Consider the following 16,209-nt stretch of genomic DNA (forward strand, 5'->3'; position numbering starts at 1 on the left):
ACCGGGGGGGCCCCGGGGTGCGCTCCCCCCCCGCCGGGGGGGGGGGGCGGGGGGGGGGCTGGGCCCCCCGCCCCCCGCCCCGGCCGGGAAGCGGTCTCACCGCACGGGCGTGAAATCCCGTGCGCCGATGAACTCCGGCCGCCGGATCGGAGCCGCGAACGGCTCCACGGCCTCGTTCTCCACGCTGTTGAACACGATGAACACGTTGCTGCGCGGGAACGGCGTGATGTTGTCGCCGGAGCCGTGCATGGCGTTGCAGTCGAACCAGGTCGCCGAACCGGCCTTGCCGGTGAACAGCTTGATGCCGTACTCCGACGCCATCGCGGTCAGCGCCTCGTCCGAGGGCGTGCCCGCGTCCTGCATCTGGAGGGACTTCTTGTAGTTGTCCTTCGGCGTGGCACCCGCACACCCGAGGAAGGTCTTGTGCGAGCCGGGCATGATCATGAGGCCGCCGTTGGTGTCGTAGTTCTCGGTCAGCGCGATCGAGACGGACACCGTGCGCATGTTGGGCAGGCCGTCCTCGGCGTGCCAGGTCTCGAAGTCGGAGTGCCAGTAGAAGCCGCTGGCCCCGAAACCGGGCTTGACGTTGATCCGCGACTGGTGGACGTACACGTCCGAGCCGAGGATCTGCCGGGCCCGGCCGACGACCCGCTCGTCCCGCACCAGGTTCGCGAACACCTCGCTGATCCTGTGCACCTCGAAGACCGAGCGGATCTCCTTGGACTGCGGCTCGATGATCGAGCGCTCGTCCGCGCGGATCTCCGGGTCGGTGACGAGCCGCTCCAACTCACGCTGGTAGACGGGCACTTCGTCGGGGCCGATGAGCTGGTCGACGGCGAGGAAGCCGTCGCGCTCGAACGCCTCCAGGTCGGCCGTGGCGATCGGCCCCGGCGCGCCGGGCGCCGACCAGACGACCGGGTCCTTGCGGGGGACGGACACCTCGGTGGCGCCGCGGCTGGGGTAGAGATCGGTGACGGTGGTGGTGGTCATGGGTGCGGTCACACCTCCTCGGACTCGGGTTCGGTGAGCAGCGGGTAGACGCCGTTCTCGTCGTGGTCCTCCCGGCCGGTCACGGGCGGGTTGAACACACAGATGCAGCGGAAGTCCTCCTTGACCCGCAGTGTGTGCCGCTCGTGACCGTCCAGCAGGTACATGGTCCCGGGCGTGATCGAGTGCGTCTGCCCGCTCTCGTGGTCGGTCAGCTCGGCCTCGCCCTCGACGCAGACGACGGCCTCGATGTGGTTCGCGTACCACATCGACGTCTCCGTACCCGCGTACAGGACCGTCTCGTGCAGCGAGAAGCCGACCCGTTCCTTGGCGAGCACGATGCGTTTGCTCTCCCAGGTCCCGGACGCGGCCTTCACATGCCGGTCGGTGCCTTCGATGTCCTTGAACGAACGGACGATCACGGTATTGCGATGCCTCCTAGTTGGGCGGTGTGCTGAGACGGTCTCTCAGACGGTTTCAGGTGGTTTCAGGCGGTTTCCCGTACGGCACGGGCGAGGATGCTCAGTCCCTCGTCCAGTTCCTCGGGGGTGATCGTGAGCGCCGGAAGCAGCTTCACGACCTCGCTCTCGGGGCCCGACGTCTCGATGAGCAGCCCGAGTTCGAAGGCCCGGTGCGCCACCTTGCCCGCACGCTCCTTGTCGTGGAACTCCAGGCCCCACACGAGCCCGCGGCCGCGGTACTCCTTGATGTCGGCCAGGTTCTCCTCGGTGATGGAGATGAGCCCCTGCTCGACCTGCTCCCCGCGCTGCCGGGTCTGCTTCTCCATCGCGGAACCGTCCGCCCAGTACTGCTCCAGGGTGGCGGTGGCCGTGACGAAGGCCGGGTTGTTGCCGCGGAAGGTGCCGTTGTGCTCGCCCGGCTCCCAGATGTCCAGCTCGGGCTTGAACAGGCACAGGGACATGGGCAGTCCGTACCCGCTGATCGACTTCGACACGGTGACGATGTCGGGGGTGATGCCCGCCTCCTCGAACGAGAAGAAGGCACCGGTCCGTCCGCACCCCATCTGGATGTCGTCGACGATGAGCAGCATGTCCTGCCGCTCGCACAGCGCGGCGAGCGCCTGCAGCCACTCGCGGCGGGCGACGTTGATGCCGCCCTCGCCCTGCACGGTCTCCACGATCACGGCGGCCGGCTTGTTGAGGCCGGAGCCCTGGTCCTCCAGGAGCCGCTCGAACCACAGGAAGTCCTCGACGGTGCCGTCGAAGTAGTTGTCGAACGGCATCGGCGTGCCGTGCACCAGCGGGATACCGGCGCCGGCCCGCTTGAAGGCGTTGCCGGTGACGGCGAGCGACCCGAGGGACATGCCGTGGAAGGCGTTGGTGAAGGACACGATGGCCTCGCGGCCCTTGACCTTCCGGGCCAGCTTGAGCGCCGACTCCACGGCGTTGGTGCCCGTCGGGCCCGGGAACATGACCTTGTACGGCAGGTCGCGCGGGCGCAGCACCAGGTCCTGGAAGGTCTGGAGGAAGGCGCGCTTGGCGGTGGTCGACATGTCGAGCCCGTGCGTGACGCCGTCACGCTCCAGGTAGTCGATCAACGCCCGTTTCAGCACGGGGTTGTTGTGGCCGTAGTTCAGTGAACCGGCGCCGGCGAAGAAGTCCAGGTACGCGTGGCCGTCCTCGTCGTACATGCGGCTGCCCTGCGCGCGGTCGAAGACGGTGGGCCAGCCGCGGCAGTAGCTGCGCACCTCGGATTCGAGGGTCTCGAAGACGCTGAGGTCGGGCTGGGTGATGGTCACGACGAATCGCTCCTCGGGGTGCGTGGGGGGTCAGGCGGAGGGAGTGGCGGAGTCGGGGGAGAAGGGCCCGATGCGGTAGAGGACCTCTGGGTCGTGCGGCCCGTCGGGGAACAGGCTCGTGTCGAACAGCACCTCGCGCGCCAGGGCGGCGCCACGGCGTTCGGCGAACGCCGTGAACAGCCGCTCGGAGGCGGTGTTGCCCGGCGTGATGGTGGTCTCGACGGTGCTCAGCCCGCGCTCGGCGGCGAGCCGCGCGGTCAGTCCGTCGAGCAGGGCGGCGGCGAGGCCGCGGCCGCGGTACGCCGAGTCCACCGCCACCTGCCAGACGAGCAGGGTGCCGGGCCGGTCCGGGCGCACGTACCCGGTGACGAAGCCGATCGGCTCCCCGCGGTCGTTCCGTGCCACCGCCGAGGTGGCGGCGAAGTCGCGACACCACAGCAGATAGCTGTACGACGAGTTCAGGTCGAGAACCTCGGAGTCGCGGGCGATCCGCCACAGTGCGGCTCCGTCCGCGACCGTCGGTCGGTCGATTTGCAGGTCTGCTTGTGCGGCAGTCATGCGAATTGAATTTACCGAGGGAAATTTAAAAATGCATCGCCGGATGGGGTTACGTACGAGTGGTCCGTGTGTTATCACGCGGGCGCGCGTCGGCGCGCAAGAAGTGACCGTTATGTACAGTTACGCCCAGCAAATAACGGGCAAATGTATCACTGTGTGTAACGCGTCACAAGCATGTAACCCCCACGAGATCCCCCCGAATTCAGCCGCTTCGCGTTCGCAGAATCTTTGCGTTTAGGTCGAGGGAAAGCGGGCAGAAGAATACGGGAAGCTAATCTCTGATAAACCTTGGAATTACCCCGTGAATTATGCACCGGTAACCCCGTCGACGCGTTCACGCAAGATGTCGGCGTGTCCGTTGTGCCGGGCGTATTCCTCGATCATGTGAATGAGCACCCAGCGCAGACTGACCTCGACGCCGGCCATCGGTTCGTCGGCGATCCGTCCGGTGTCCTCCAGCCGCAGCCCCGCGCACACCTCCCGCCCGCGCGTGATCTCCCGCCGCCAGACGGTGAGCGCCTCGTCGAGCCCGCGCCCCGGGGAGAGGGCGTACCCGGTCGGCTCCTCGAAGACGGGCGGCACGTCGAGCCCGCCGACGACCCGCTGGAACCAGTTCCGCTCCACCTCGGCGAGATGCTGCACCAGTCCGAGGAGGGTGAGCGCGGAGGGCTCCGCGGAGGCGAGGCGCACCTGCGCGTCGTCCAGCCCCGCGCACTTCAACTCCAGCGTGGCCCGGTGGAAGTCGAGCCAGCTCTCCAGCATGGGGCGCTCGGCGCCGGTGAGCAAGGGGAGGGGCCGGCCGTCGGGAAGGGTATGGGCGGTCATGAACCGAGGGTGGCAGCGGCGCGGCGGCGAGGGATTCGTTCAGCCCCGAGCGCAACTGAACGCCGCTCGGGGCAGGCGCCTTTCAGGGGCGCGGGGAACTGCGCGCCCGGCGACGAGGGTGCGGCGGTCGGGACGGGGGCCGGGGTGGCTGCGGGGGTTGGTGCAGCCGGGAGCGCAACTGAACGCCGTTCCAGGCTGGCGCCCTTCAGGGGCGCGGGGAACTGCGCGCCCGGCCACGAGGGTGCGGCGGTCGGGACGGGGGCCGGGGTGGCTGCGGGGGGTGGGTGCAGCCGGGAGCGCAACTGGACGCCGCTCCAGGCTGGCGCCCTTCAGGGGCGCGGGGAACTGCGCGCCCAGCCACGACGGTGCCGCAGCCGGGCACGGGCCGGCCAGGGGCTGCCGCGCGCGGTGGGCCGCCACGGTGCCTCAGTCGCGCCCGGACCCGCGAGGGACTGCCCGCCCGCTCAACGCCAAGCCTCGTCCGCCGCGCGCAGTGCGCCCTCCACGTCCACAACCGCACCCTTCTCGAACAGCGCCGCCCCCAACGCCGCCAGACACGCCCGCACAGCCCCCCGCGTCGCATCCACCCCGTAGTGGTTGACCCGGATCATCTCCTTGGCCAGCGCGCCCCCACCCGCGGCCAGCGGCAGCGCGGGGTCGGAGGACAGGGCCCGGGACACCAGCTCCGAGGCCGCCACGCCGGACGGCGAACGCAGCGTCGTGGCCACCGGAGCGGCCTCGTGGTCCTCGTACACATAGGGCTCCAGACCGCCGCCCAACGCCCTCGCCCCCGCCCGCGTCGCCGCGGCAGCGGCCCGGTGCCGGCCCATCACCGCCTCAAGACCGTCCGCCTCGATCCGCTCGACGCACGCCTCGAGCGCCAGCATCTCCAGCTGCGCCGGAGCGTGCAGCAGGGTCTTGCGGCCGCCGTCGATCCAGCGCTCCTTCCAGTCCAGCAACGAGAGGTACGACCGTCGCGGCGCCGCCGGATTCGCCGCCATCCGCGCCCACGCCCGCTCGCTCACCGACACCGCCGACACCCCCGCGGGCCCGCCCATCGCCTTCTGCGCCCCGATCACGCACAGGTCCACACCCCACGCGTCCGGCAGCACCGGCTCCGCCCCCACCGAGGCGACCGCGTCCAGGTAGAACAGCGCCCCGTGCCGCCGTACGACCTCTCCGATCTCCGCGACCGGGTTCGTGTTGCCGGTCGCCGCCTCCGCGTGCACCAGCGACACGAAGTCGATCGACGGGTGCTCCTCGAACGCCGCGGAGATCTGCTCGGCCGTGACCGCCGTGTGGAACGGCACCGCCAGGTCGATCACCGTCGCGCCGCAGTCCCGCAGCCAGTCGCCGAAGGTCTGCCCGTACGGGCCGGTGATGACGTTCAGCGCGGTCGTACCCGCACCGGCGGCGGAGCGGATCGCCCCCTCAAGCGGCAGCAGCGCCTCGCCCTGCATGATCACGACGTCCTGCTCGGTGCGCAGCAGCCGCGCCACGCGGTCCTCGATCGAGGCGAACTGCGCCGCGCCGAGCGGGGCCAGGTCCAGGAAGGGGTGCGTCACGACGGTGCTCTCTTCGCTCACTGGGGTAGACGTGAACGAGCGTAACCGTTCCCGATCAGCCCCCGACGACCGGCGACTTCTTAGGCTGAACGGCCTCGCGACCATCGGTTTGGTTTGAGAGACCCAAACTTTTCCTTATAATCGGAACCCACAGTTCCCCCACAGGAGGCCTTCCGTGAACACCCTCTCCGGGCGCCGGACCCGCGTCCTGGCCGCCACCACCGCGACGGCCGGGCTCCTGCTCGTCGCCGCCTGTACCTCCAGCGACGACGGCGGCAGCGGTTCGAAGACCGCCGCGGGCGGGGTCGAACTGGTCAGGGCCGGACAGCTCACCACCTGCACCCACCTGCCGTACCCGCCGTTCCAGTCGGAGATCGACGGCAAGTACCAGGGCTTCGACGTCTCGCTCATCGACCTGGTCGCCAAGGACCTGGGCGTGAAGCAGAAGATCATCGACACCCCCTTCGAGAACTTCAAGACCGGCGCGTTCCTCAACTCCGGCGAGTGCGACCTGGCCGCGGCCGGCATGACCATCACCGAGGAGCGCAAGAAGAACGTCGACTTCTCGGACCCGTACTTCGACGCCACCCAGGCTCTCCTCGTCGCCAAGGGCAGCGGGATCTCCTCGCTCGCCGACGCCAAGGCGAAGAAGGTCAAGCTCGGCGCCCAGGCGCAGACCACCGGCGAGGACTACGTCAAGGCCCAGGGCTTCGACCCGGTCTCCTTCGAATCCTCCGACGCCGTCCTCAACGGCCTGCGCTCCGGCCAGGTCAAGGCCGTCGTCATCGACTACCCGGTCGTCCAGGGCTGGCTGAAGGACAAGGCCAACGCGGACGCCTTCCAGGTCGCGGACAACATCAACACCGGTGAGCAGTACGGCTTCACGGTGAAGAAGGGCAACACCAAGCTGCGGGCCGCCATCAACAAGGCGCTCTCCGACGCCAAGGCCGACGGCACGTACAAGAAGCTCTACGAGAAGTGGATCGGCCCGTACGACGAGTCGGTCGCCTCTCCCGCCGCCTCATGACCGCGACGGACACGCAACTCCAGCCGCGCAAAAAGGGCCTGACCCGACGTCAGAAGCGCAGCCTGTCCCGCGGTGTCCAGTACGCCGTCTTCGTCGCCGCCGTGATCGCCTTCGCGGTCTCGGCGGACTGGGGGCGGCTGAAGAACCAGTTCGCGCAGGCGGACATCGCGGGCCAGATGTTCCCCGAGGTCATCACGCTGGCGTTGAAGAACACCGTGCTCTACACACTGTCCGGCTTCGTCGTCGGACTCGTCCTCGGCATGGTCATCGCGCTGATGCGGCTGTCCTCGGTGGGCCCGTACCGCTGGTTCGCCGGCGTCTACATCGAGATCTTCCGCGGGCTGCCCGCGCTGCTGATCTTCATCTTCATCGGCGTGGCCGTACCGCTCGCGTTCCCCGGCACGGAGATCATCGGCGGCACCTACGGCAAGGTCGCCCTCGCGCTCGGCCTGGTGGCGGCGGCGTACATGGCGGAGACGATCCGTGCGGGTATCCAGGCGGTGCCCAAGGGGCAGATGGAGGCGGCCCGTTCACTGGGCTTCTCCCCGGCCCGCGCGATGGTCTCGATCATCGTCCCGCAGGCCTTCCGGATCATCCTCCCGCCGCTGACCAACGAACTCGTCCTGCTCTTCAAGGACTCCTCCCTGGTGCTGTTCCTCGGCGTCACCCTGGAGGAGCGCGAACTGTCCAAGTACGGCCGCGACCTGGCCAGTACGACCGCCAACTCCACGCCGATCCTCGTCGCAGGCCTGTGCTACCTGCTGGTGACGATCCCGCTCGGGTTCGTGGTCCGCCGTATGGAGGCCAAGGCCCAGGAGGCCGTGAAATGACCGTTGAGGCGAGCCGGCCGGAGATCGAAGTCCGCGGTCTGCACAAGTCGTTCGGCACCAACGAGGTCCTCAAGGGCATCGACCTGGAGATCGGCCAGGGCGAGGTCGTCTGTGTGATCGGCCCCTCGGGCTCGGGCAAGTCCACGCTGCTCAGGTGCGTGAACCTCCTGGAGGAGCCGACGAGGGGCCAGGTCTTCGTCGGCGGCACCGAACTCACCGATCCCGACGTCGACATCGACGCCGTACGCCGCCGTATCGGCATGGTCTTCCAGCAGTTCAACCTGTTCCCGCACCTCACCGTGACCGAGAACCTCACGCTGCCGCAGCGCAGGGTCCTGAGGCGGGGCAAGGCGGAGGCCGCGAAGGTGGCCGCCGAGAACCTGGAGCGGGTGGGCCTCGCCGAGAAGGCCGACGCCTACCCCGCCTCCCTGTCCGGCGGCCAGCAGCAGCGCGTCGCGATCGCCCGCTCCCTGTCCATGGGCCCCGAGGTGATGCTCTTCGACGAGCCGACCTCGGCCCTGGACCCGGAGCTGGTGGGCGACGTGCTCGCGGTCATGCGGATGCTCGCGCAGGAGGGCATGACGATGATGGTCGTCACCCACGAGATGACCTTCGCCCGCGAGGTCGCCGACCGGGTCGTCTTCATGGACGACGGAATGATCGTCGAGGACGGCACCCCGGACCGGGTCATCGGCGCCCCGAGCCACGAGCGCACCCGCCACTTCCTCTCCCGGCTCCTCGACCCGGCGATGGCCGACGTGGAGGAGAACGGCCCCGGAAACGGCACGGCGAAGGGCACGGCGAAGGGCACCTGAAAGGGGACGTACGTCCCCCTGTCGCGGGACGTACGTTCCCCTGTCCCGCAGAGCCGACAACCGCCATCATTCGGGCATGACGACTCTCGACGACACGGGTGGCTTCGGAGCGGGCGGCACGCTGCCCCCGCTGCCGGAGGACTGGGAGCGCTGCCTGGCCGTGGCGGCGCACCCGGACGACATCGAGTACGGGACGGCGTCCGCGGTGGCCCGCTGGACGACCCAGGGCAAGCGGGTCGCGTATCTGCTGGTCACCCGCGGCGAGGCGGGCATCGACGGGCTGCACCCGGACCAGGCGGGCCCGCTGCGCGAGGCCGAGGAGCGGGCGGGCGCGCGGGAAGTGGGCGTGGACACCGTGGAGTTCCTCGACCACCGCGACGGGATGATCGAGGAGGGCCCGGCCCTGCGCCGGGACATCGTGCGGGCGATCCGACGGCACCGGCCCGAGGCCGTGGTGACCGGGGCGTACACCGTGCGGATGGTCGCCGGGGTGGTCAACCAGGCCGACCACCGCGTGGTGGGCCTCGCCGCGATCGACGCGGCCCGCGACGCCGGCAACCGCTGGATCTTCCCCGAACTGGCCGACGAGGGCCTCGAACCCTGGGGCGGTGTCCGCTTCGTGGCCGTCGCCGGCACCGACCGGCCCACGCACGGCGTCGACGTCACCGGCGAACCGCTGGAGCGCGGCATCGCCTCCCTGGCCGCGCACGCCGAGTACACCAAGGGCCTCGGCGCGGGCGCCTTCGCACCGCGCCCCTTCCTGACCTGGGCGGCCCGCCAGGCCGGCCCCGCCCTCGGCGTCGAGGCGGCGGTCCTCTTCGACGTCCACCAGCTCGCCTTCGACGGACCACCGCCCTGGGAGCAGTGACCCGGGCCGGCCCCGTCCACCGACCTGACCCGGACGACGCTCCCCGGGCTGGCTAGGGTGCGGTGCATGAGCGATCGCGCGGTGCTGCACGTGAAGGGCCGGATCCTGGTCGGCCCCGAGGAGGTCCGGGACGAACTGTGGGTGGTCGACGGGCGGATCTCCTACGACCGTCCCGTCGCCGCGCGCGACGTCCGTACGGTGTCCGGCTGGGCGCTGCCCGGCCTGGTGGACGCGCACTGCCATGTGGGCCTGGGCCCGCACGGCCCGGTCGACCAGGACGTGGCCGAGAATCAGGCGCTGACCGACCGGGAGGCCGGCACCCTCCTGATCCGCGACGCCGGGTCGCCCTCCGACACCCGCTGGGTGGACGACCGCGAGGATCTTCCGAAGATCATCAGGGCCGGCCGGCACATCGCCCGTACCCGCCGCTACATCAGGAACTTCGCCTGGGAGATCGAGCCCGAGGACCTCGTCGCGTACGTCGCCCAAGAGGCCCGCCGGGGCGACGGCTGGGTCAAGCTGGTCGGCGACTGGATCGACCGCGAGGTGGGCGACCTGGCCCCCAACTGGCCCCGCGACGCGGTCGAGGCGGCGATCGCGGAGGCCCACCGCCTGGGCGCCCGGGTCACCGCGCACTGCTTCGCCGAGAACTCCCTCCAGGACCTGGTCGAGGCGGGCATCGACTGCGTCGAACACGCCACCGGCCTCACGGACGATCTGATCCCCCTCTTCGCGGAGCGGGGTGTCGCGATCGTCCCGACCCTGGTCAACATCGCGACCTTCCCGAAGCTGGCGGACGGCGGCGAGTCCAAGTTCCCCCGCTGGTCCGCCCACATGCGCAGGCTCCACGAACGCCGTTACGACACCGTCCGCGGTGCCTACGACGCCGGCATCCCGGTCTACGTCGGCACCGACGCGGGCGGCACCCTCCCGCACGGCCTGGTCGCGGCGGAGGTCGCGGAACTGGTCACGGCCGGAATCCCCCCGCTGGACGCCCTGGCGGCGACCACGTGGGGCGCCCGGGAGTGGCTGGGGCGGCCGGGGCTGGAGGAAGGCGCCGCCGCGGACCTGGTGGTGTACGGGCAGGACCCGCGCGCGGACGTACGCGTGCTCGCGGACCCGCTCCACGTCGTGCTGAACGGCCGGGTGCCGGAGTAGCCACCGCTTGAAGGCGGGCGCGAAGGAGGGCGTGAAGGCGGGCACGAAGGCGGGTGCGAAGTAGGGCGCGAAGGCGGGCTCGAAAGCGTGCGCGGATGCGCCCCGATCGTGTGAACTCCCGGCGGACCGCTGTCGAACGACCGGCGGTACGACATCCTTTCGAGGTCCCGAGCCAGTCCTCTCTGGGGGTCCCACCGCCTTGAACAGCACCGACTTCCGCATGCCCGCACGCCGTCTCGCCACCGTGGCGACGGCCACCGTCCTGGCCGCGGGTCCCGCACTGGCCGGCGCGGGCGCCGCGCACGCGACCGGCGACGAGGGCCGCGCGAGCGCCGTCGTCCTGCGCACCGGGCTCGACGTCCATCTGCTCGACAGGACCGCGAACGTCCCGCTCGCGGTCGCCCTCAACGAGGTCCAGGCACCCCGGAGCGCCGAACGGACCGCGCTGACGGCCGAGTTGGACGGTGTGGACGGCGGGCAGCCCTTCAGCGTGCTGGCCGCCGAGGCCGCCGACGCGAAGGCGACGGTCACGGAAGGGAGGGCCGAGGCCTCCACCCGCCTCAGCCACGCCAAGCTCCACGTCCCCGGTCTGCCGCTGCTGTCCCTCATCGAGATCGAGGGCATCACCTCGGAGGTGACCTGCGAGGCCGGTAAGACGCCGACCGCCTCCTCGAACCTCCTCGGCGCGGTGACGGTGCTCGGCAAGAAGGTCACGGTGACCGCGGGCGGCCCGACCGACGTGAAGGTCCCCGGCGTCGGTGAGGTCCGCCTCGACCTGTCGAAGAACGTGACCACCTCGCGCACGGCCGCCGCCACCGCGCTCGAACTCGACATCTCCGTCAACCCTTTGAAGCTGGGCGTCGCCGAGGTCGAAGGCACTCTGACCCTCGCGAAGGCGACCTGCGAGGCCCCGGCCGCGCCCGCCGCTTCGGAGCCCCCCGCGGACGACGTCAAGCCCCAGAGCGGCCCCGCCAAGGAGGCGGCCCTGGCCTCGACCGGCGGCAGCTCCCTGACGCCGTACCTGGCGGGTGGGGCACTCGCACTGCTCGTGGCCGGCGGGGGAGCGGTGGCGGCGGCCCGGCGCCGGGGCTGACCGTGGCGCCTTCCTGAGCGGGGGCGCACCCCGGGGCGAAGGGGGAGCCAGGCCGGGACCGGCACCGAACCGGGCGGCCAGAGCGGGGATTCCCGGATGCCGTACCTGGTGGCGGCGGCCCGGCGCCGGGGCTGACCGTGGCGCCTTCCTGAGCGAGGGGGGCGGACCCCGGGCCGAAAGGGGGGAGCCAGGCCGGGACCGGCACTGGACCGGGCGGCCAGAGCGGGGTTTCCCGGATGCCGTACCTGGTGGCGGTGGCGGCGGCCCGGCGCCGGGGCTGACCGTGGCCGTCGACCGCGGCCCGGGCGAGGGGCCGGAGGGGCACCTTGGTCCGGGCGGCGGCCCACTCGCGCGGTGGGATGCCATCGGTACGGTGCGCCCGAGGGCGGTGCGTGACGAGTCGGCGCCCGGCACTCACCCGGATGGCGCAGTGGTCGCAATTCTGCCACCGTGAGAAGTGAGGGGGCTGCTCTGCCGGGGGTGAGGAGGTCCCCATGCGTGTTGCACCGCTCACCGGTGTCGTGGCCGTGGCGCTCACGGTCGCCGGTTTCCTCATGCTCGGCGACACTCCGGGCGTCGGCGCGTCCGGCCGCAAGGTGAACGCGTACTACGACGACCACCGCGCGCAGACCGCCGTGAGCCTGTATCTCCTGGTCATCGCCGCGGTGCTGTTCGTCTTCTTCGCCGCGTACCTGGCCCGCGCCGTCCGGGACCTGCCTCCCGCCCACGAGTGGCTGCACCGCGTGGTCCTGGCGGGCGGTGTCCTGATCGCCGTGGGTTTCCTGGTGGGCGCGACGCTGACCCTGGCCCTGCTGGACCTCTCGGACAAGGCCACGGCGAGCCCGCAGGCGCTCCAGACGCTCAACGCGATCAACGAGGACTTCTTCATCCCGTTCGTCGGCGGGATGGGCCTGATGCTCCTGGCCGCCGGTCTGGCCACGGTCCGCGCCAACGGCTCGCCGCTGCCCCGCTGGCTGAGCTGGGCCGCGCTCGTCCTCGGTGTCCTGGTCTTCATCCCCTGGGTCGGGTTCTTCGCCTTCATGCTCGCCGGCGTGTGGGTGATCATCGCGAGCGTCCTCCTGGGCCGCAGTGCCCGAACCTAGCGCTATGAGAGCGTTTTCACTCGTGCCCGCAGCGCACCCCGCACCGCTGACCTGCCTCAACTCCCCGCCTTTGTCAGAAGTGTTGACCCTTGCATGAAAGCGCTTTAACTTCCTCTTCGTTCCACCCCACCAGGAAGAGGGAGAGTCTTGGCAGTCGTCCGACGAAAACGCTTCCAGAGCAGAGCCCTTTTCCTGCTGATGCTGCCCGGCCTCGCCTACTTCCTGCTCTTCCACTACGGCGCGCTGGCCGGCAACGTCATCGCGTTCAAGGAGTACGTCCCCTTCGACGGCCTGTGGGGCAGCCCCTGGACCGGACTCGGCAACTTCCGGCGGATGTTCGAGGACACCGCGTTCTGGGACGCGGTGTTCAACACGGTCTGGATCGCCGTCCTCCAGCTCGTCTTCTACTTCCCGGTCCCGCTCGGCCTCGCCCTGCTGCTGCACAGCCTCACCCGCAGCAGCGTCCGCCGGTTCGTGCAGTCGGTCGCCTATCTCCCGCACTTCATCTCGTGGGTGATCGTCGTCGCCCTCTTCCAGCAGCTGCTCGGCGACACCGGGCTGCTCAACTCCGGCCTGGACGGCATGGGTCTGCACACCGTCGACATCATCGGCAACCCCGACGCCTTCAAGCCGCTCGTCGTCGCCCAGGTCATCTGGAAGGACGCCGGCTGGGGCACGATCATCTTCCTCGCGGCCCTCGCCCAGGTCGACGAGCAGCAGTACGAGGCCGCCGCGATCGACGGCGCGGGCCCCTGGCGGCGCTTCTGGCACGTCACCCTGCCCGCCATCCGCCCGGTGATCGTGCTGCTGCTGATCATGCGGCTCGGTGACATCCTCTCCGTCGGCTTCGAGCAGATGCTGCTCCAGCGCGACGCGGTCGGTCCCGAGGCCTCCGAGATCATCGACACCTTCGTCTACTACCAGGGCATCGTCGGCGGCGACTACGGATTCGCCGCCGCGGCGGGCCTGTTCAAGGGTGTCGTCGGCGCCCTCCTCGTCTACGCGGCCAACAAGGTCGCCCACCGCCTCGGCGAACAGGGGGTCTACAGGTGAGTGCCCAGACCCGTCCGGGATGGATGGAGAAGCCGAAGCCGGTGACCCAGGCCGGCAAGGCGCTCGCCCTCGCCGTGGTCGTCCTGCTGGTCTGTGTGCCGTTCCTCGTCATCGTGTCGACCTCGCTCGCCTCCACGGAGGAGGTCGTGGCCAACGGCGGCTGGGTGCTGTGGCCGACGGACCCGTCACTGAAGGCCTACCGCGACATCCTCGACGGCGGCATCGTCACCCACGCCCTCGGGGTCAGCGTCGGCGTCACCGTCGTGGGGACCGCGCTGAGCCTGCTGTGCACGGTCACCCTCGCCTACGCCCTCGCCCGCCCCGGCGTCCTCGGCGGCCGCCCGGCACTTCTGCTGATCCTGTTCACCTTCCTCTTCCCGCCCGGCATGATCCCGAGCTTCCTGCTGGTCAAGGAGCTGGGCCTGCTGGACAGTTACGCCTCGCTGGTCCTGCCCGTCCTGGTGAACGTCTTCAACCTGGTCGTCCTGCGCGGGTTCTTCCAGGGCATCCCCGACGAGCTGTACGAGGCCGCGCGTCTCGACGGGGCGGGGGACTGGCGGGTGCTGGTCTCCGTCGTACTGCCTTTGTCCAAGGCCGCGTTGGCCGTCGTGGGACTCTTCTACGCGGTGGCGTACTGGAACTCCTGGTTCTACGCCTCGCTCTACCTGGAGAGCGACCACTGGCCCCTCCAACAGGTGCTGCGCACCTACGTGGTGGCCGGTTCCGGGCTCACCGACGCCACCACCGGCGAGGGCACCGTCACCGCCCCGCAGACCGTGCAGATGGCGGTCCTCGTCATCGCCACCGTGCCGATCCTGCTGATCTACCCCTTCCTCCAGAAGTACTTCACCAAGGGCGTGCTCACCGGCGCCATCAAGAGCTGACCCGAGCTCACACCAGCCGACACGAGGTGATTCACCCATGCCCAGCCTGTCCCGACGCACCCTGCTGCTGTCCGCGGGAGCCCTCTCCCTCCCCGGCGCGCTGACCGCCTGTTCCACCGGCTCCGGCGACAGCGACGTCTCCAACGCGGGCAAGAAACTGGCCCCCTGGCCCGCCTACAAGGCGGCGAGCGGACCCAAGCCGGACCTCGCCCCCACCGAGGCGGGCGTCCAGGCCGGATACACCGCCTACCCCGCCGACCTCGTCAGGTCCGTCTCCCGAACCCCCGGAGACGGCTCGACCGTCAAGGTCATGTCGGTGTCCTTCGGCACCCCGCCCAAGCCCGCCTCGGCGAACCGGTTCTGGGCCGCCGTCGAGAAGGCGCTCGGCGTGAAGATCGAGTACACGATCGTCTCCCAGGCCGACTACCAGAAGAAGATGGCCACCGTCATGGCCGGCGACCCCGACACCCTGCCCGACATCATCAACCTGTTCTCCGGCTTCGTCCTGCCCCGCGAGGCCGAGTTCGTGCAGCGCAGGGCCGAGGACCTCACCCCGTACCTCTCCGGCGAGGCGATCGCCGACTACCCGAACCTGGCCGGCATCCCCACTCACGCCTGGCAGGACATGGGCCGTATCGGCGGCCGCATCTACGGCATCCCGCTGGAGCGCCCGCTGCCCGGCTCCACCCTCTGGCTCAACCAGGGCCTGTTCACCGACGCCGGCATGAAGGAGGGGTGGACCTCCGAGGACTTCGCCGCCGTCGCCCAGCGGGCCACCAGCGGCCGCACCTACGCCCTCGGGGCCGCCAACGGCTCCCTGTTCGGCAACGCCGTGCACGCCGCCGCCCACCGCGCGCCCAACGAGTGGGCCGTCGCCAAGGACGGCACCTTCCGGCACTGCGCCGCCGACGAACGCTACAAGGCGGCCATCGCCTTCCAGGCCGAACTCCGCAAGAACGGCTCCTACTACCCGGACTCGACCTCCGTCTCCCAGATCGACCTCACCACCCTCTACTACAACGGCACCGTCGGCTCCATGCAGGACGGCTTCGGCGCCTACCTGCCCAAGTACCGCGAGTCACAGGGCAAGTTGACCCCGGCCGCAGCCCTGCCGTACAGCGTGGACGGCGAGATGGGCGGGATCGTCGCCGCCCGCCGCTCCTTCGGGTACACCGTCCTGAAGAAGGCCAGGAAGGAGCGCGTCGAGCTCCTCCTGCGCATCCTCGACTACCTCGCCGCCCCCTTCGGCAGCCAGGAGTGGGAGCTCGTCCACTACGGCGTCGAGGGCACCCACTTCACCCGCGGCAAGGACGGCTCGCCCGAGCCGACCGAGCTCGGCGAGGTCGAGAACAACACCAACCTGCCCCTGAAGTACCTCGCCGAGGGACCGCAGGTGCTGTTCGTGCCGGGCATGCCGGACGCCGTACGGGCCCTGCACTCCTGGCAGCGGAAGGTCGTGCCGCACGCCATCCGCAACGCCTCCAACGGCCTCCAGTCCCGCACCAGGAACGCCCAGGGCACCACGCTCAAGGCCATGCTCGACGACGCCGTCACCGGGATCGTCGCCGGGCGGCTGCCGTTGTCCGAGTGGGACGCGGTGGTCAAGAAGTGGCGTGCCCAGGGCGGCGACAGAATGGCCGGGGAGTTCGCGAAGGACTACGCGGCCAACACATGAGGCGCCGCC

Annotated in this window: 16 protein-coding genes; 10 read left to right on the plus strand and 6 right to left on the minus strand. The window is 70.3% G+C overall.

Annotated features, from left to right (window positions below; all coding sequences use genetic code 11):
- Positions 1 to 96 precede the first annotated feature (96 nt).
- The 6 genes from thpD to ACFYZ8_RS28565 form a co-directional block, all read right to left on the minus strand.
- Positions 97 to 990 (minus strand): ectoine hydroxylase, encoded by an 894-nt coding sequence (thpD, locus tag ACFYZ8_RS28540; protein WP_359039791.1) that lies wholly within the window; start codon positions 988 to 990, stop codon positions 97 to 99.
- 8 nt (positions 991 to 998) lie between these two features.
- Positions 999 to 1,409 (minus strand): ectoine synthase, encoded by a 411-nt coding sequence (locus ACFYZ8_RS28545; protein WP_359039793.1) that lies wholly within the window; start codon positions 1,407 to 1,409, stop codon positions 999 to 1,001.
- A gap of 65 nt (positions 1,410 to 1,474) precedes the next feature.
- Entirely contained in the window at positions 1,475 to 2,746 is a 1,272-nt protein-coding gene (gene ectB / locus ACFYZ8_RS28550; RefSeq protein WP_359039795.1) for a diaminobutyrate--2-oxoglutarate transaminase, read from the minus strand.
- A gap of 30 nt (positions 2,747 to 2,776) precedes the next feature.
- Positions 2,777 to 3,349: a diaminobutyrate acetyltransferase gene (ectA, locus tag ACFYZ8_RS28555; RefSeq protein WP_388538092.1), complete on the minus strand. Its 573-nt coding sequence runs from the start codon at positions 3,347 to 3,349 to the stop codon at positions 2,777 to 2,779.
- Between the two features lie 261 nt (positions 3,350 to 3,610).
- Positions 3,611 to 4,129 carry a DinB family protein gene (locus tag ACFYZ8_RS28560; protein WP_359039797.1) on the minus strand — a complete coding sequence of 173 codons (519 nt, stop codon included), beginning with the start codon at positions 4,127 to 4,129 and terminating at the stop codon, positions 3,611 to 3,613.
- Positions 4,130 to 4,593: 464 nt separating this feature from the next.
- Positions 4,594 to 5,694 (minus strand): aminotransferase class V-fold PLP-dependent enzyme, encoded by a 1,101-nt coding sequence (locus ACFYZ8_RS28565; protein WP_359039853.1) that lies wholly within the window; start codon positions 5,692 to 5,694, stop codon positions 4,594 to 4,596.
- Between the two features lie 175 nt (positions 5,695 to 5,869).
- Between ACFYZ8_RS28565 and ACFYZ8_RS28570 the strand changes: the two genes are divergently transcribed.
- From ACFYZ8_RS28570 to ACFYZ8_RS28615, 10 genes are all read left to right on the plus strand, one after another.
- Positions 5,870 to 6,721: a transporter substrate-binding domain-containing protein gene (locus ACFYZ8_RS28570; protein ID WP_359039799.1), complete on the plus strand. Its 852-nt coding sequence runs from the start codon at positions 5,870 to 5,872 to the stop codon at positions 6,719 to 6,721.
- A complete protein-coding gene (locus ACFYZ8_RS28575) occupies positions 6,718 to 7,551 on the plus strand; it encodes an amino acid ABC transporter permease (protein WP_359039801.1) in 834 nt (277 codons plus the stop codon). The genes ACFYZ8_RS28570 and ACFYZ8_RS28575 overlap by 4 nt, the downstream gene beginning before the upstream one ends.
- Positions 7,548 to 8,366 carry an amino acid ABC transporter ATP-binding protein gene (locus ACFYZ8_RS28580; RefSeq protein WP_388537972.1) on the plus strand — a complete coding sequence of 273 codons (819 nt, stop codon included), beginning with the start codon at positions 7,548 to 7,550 and terminating at the stop codon, positions 8,364 to 8,366. Before ACFYZ8_RS28575 ends, ACFYZ8_RS28580 begins: the two co-directional genes overlap by 4 nt.
- A 76-nt stretch (positions 8,367 to 8,442) precedes the next feature.
- On the plus strand, positions 8,443 to 9,234 hold the full coding sequence (locus tag ACFYZ8_RS28585; protein ID WP_388537974.1) for a PIG-L deacetylase family protein: 792 nt from the start codon (positions 8,443 to 8,445) through the stop codon (positions 9,232 to 9,234).
- Positions 9,235 to 9,300: 66 nt separating this feature from the next.
- Entirely contained in the window at positions 9,301 to 10,392 is a 1,092-nt protein-coding gene (locus ACFYZ8_RS28590; protein ID WP_388537975.1) for an amidohydrolase family protein, read from the plus strand.
- A gap of 199 nt (positions 10,393 to 10,591) precedes the next feature.
- A complete protein-coding gene (locus tag ACFYZ8_RS28595; RefSeq protein ID WP_388537977.1) occupies positions 10,592 to 11,485 on the plus strand; it encodes an SCO1860 family LAETG-anchored protein in 894 nt (297 codons plus the stop codon).
- A gap of 494 nt (positions 11,486 to 11,979) precedes the next feature.
- Complete coding sequence (locus ACFYZ8_RS28600) at positions 11,980 to 12,588, plus strand: hypothetical protein (RefSeq protein WP_388537979.1); 609 nt, start codon at positions 11,980 to 11,982, stop codon at positions 12,586 to 12,588.
- A 198-nt stretch (positions 12,589 to 12,786) separates the two neighbouring features.
- Positions 12,787 to 13,641 carry an ABC transporter permease subunit gene (locus ACFYZ8_RS28605; protein WP_359039855.1) on the plus strand — a complete coding sequence of 285 codons (855 nt, stop codon included), beginning with the start codon at positions 12,787 to 12,789 and terminating at the stop codon, positions 13,639 to 13,641.
- The gene (locus ACFYZ8_RS28610) at positions 13,638 to 14,525 is read left to right on the plus strand and encodes a carbohydrate ABC transporter permease (RefSeq protein WP_388537981.1); all 888 of its coding nucleotides are present in this window, start codon (positions 13,638 to 13,640) and stop codon (positions 14,523 to 14,525) included. The genes ACFYZ8_RS28605 and ACFYZ8_RS28610 overlap by 4 nt, the downstream gene beginning before the upstream one ends.
- 37 nt (positions 14,526 to 14,562) lie before the next feature.
- Complete coding sequence (locus ACFYZ8_RS28615) at positions 14,563 to 16,200, plus strand: extracellular solute-binding protein (protein WP_388537983.1); 1,638 nt, start codon at positions 14,563 to 14,565, stop codon at positions 16,198 to 16,200.
- The last annotated feature ends 9 nt before the right edge of the window (positions 16,201 to 16,209 follow it).

The sequence above is a fragment of the Streptomyces sp. NPDC001668 genome (assembly GCF_042893155.1).
Lineage (GTDB): Bacteria > Actinomycetota > Actinomycetes > Streptomycetales > Streptomycetaceae > Streptomyces.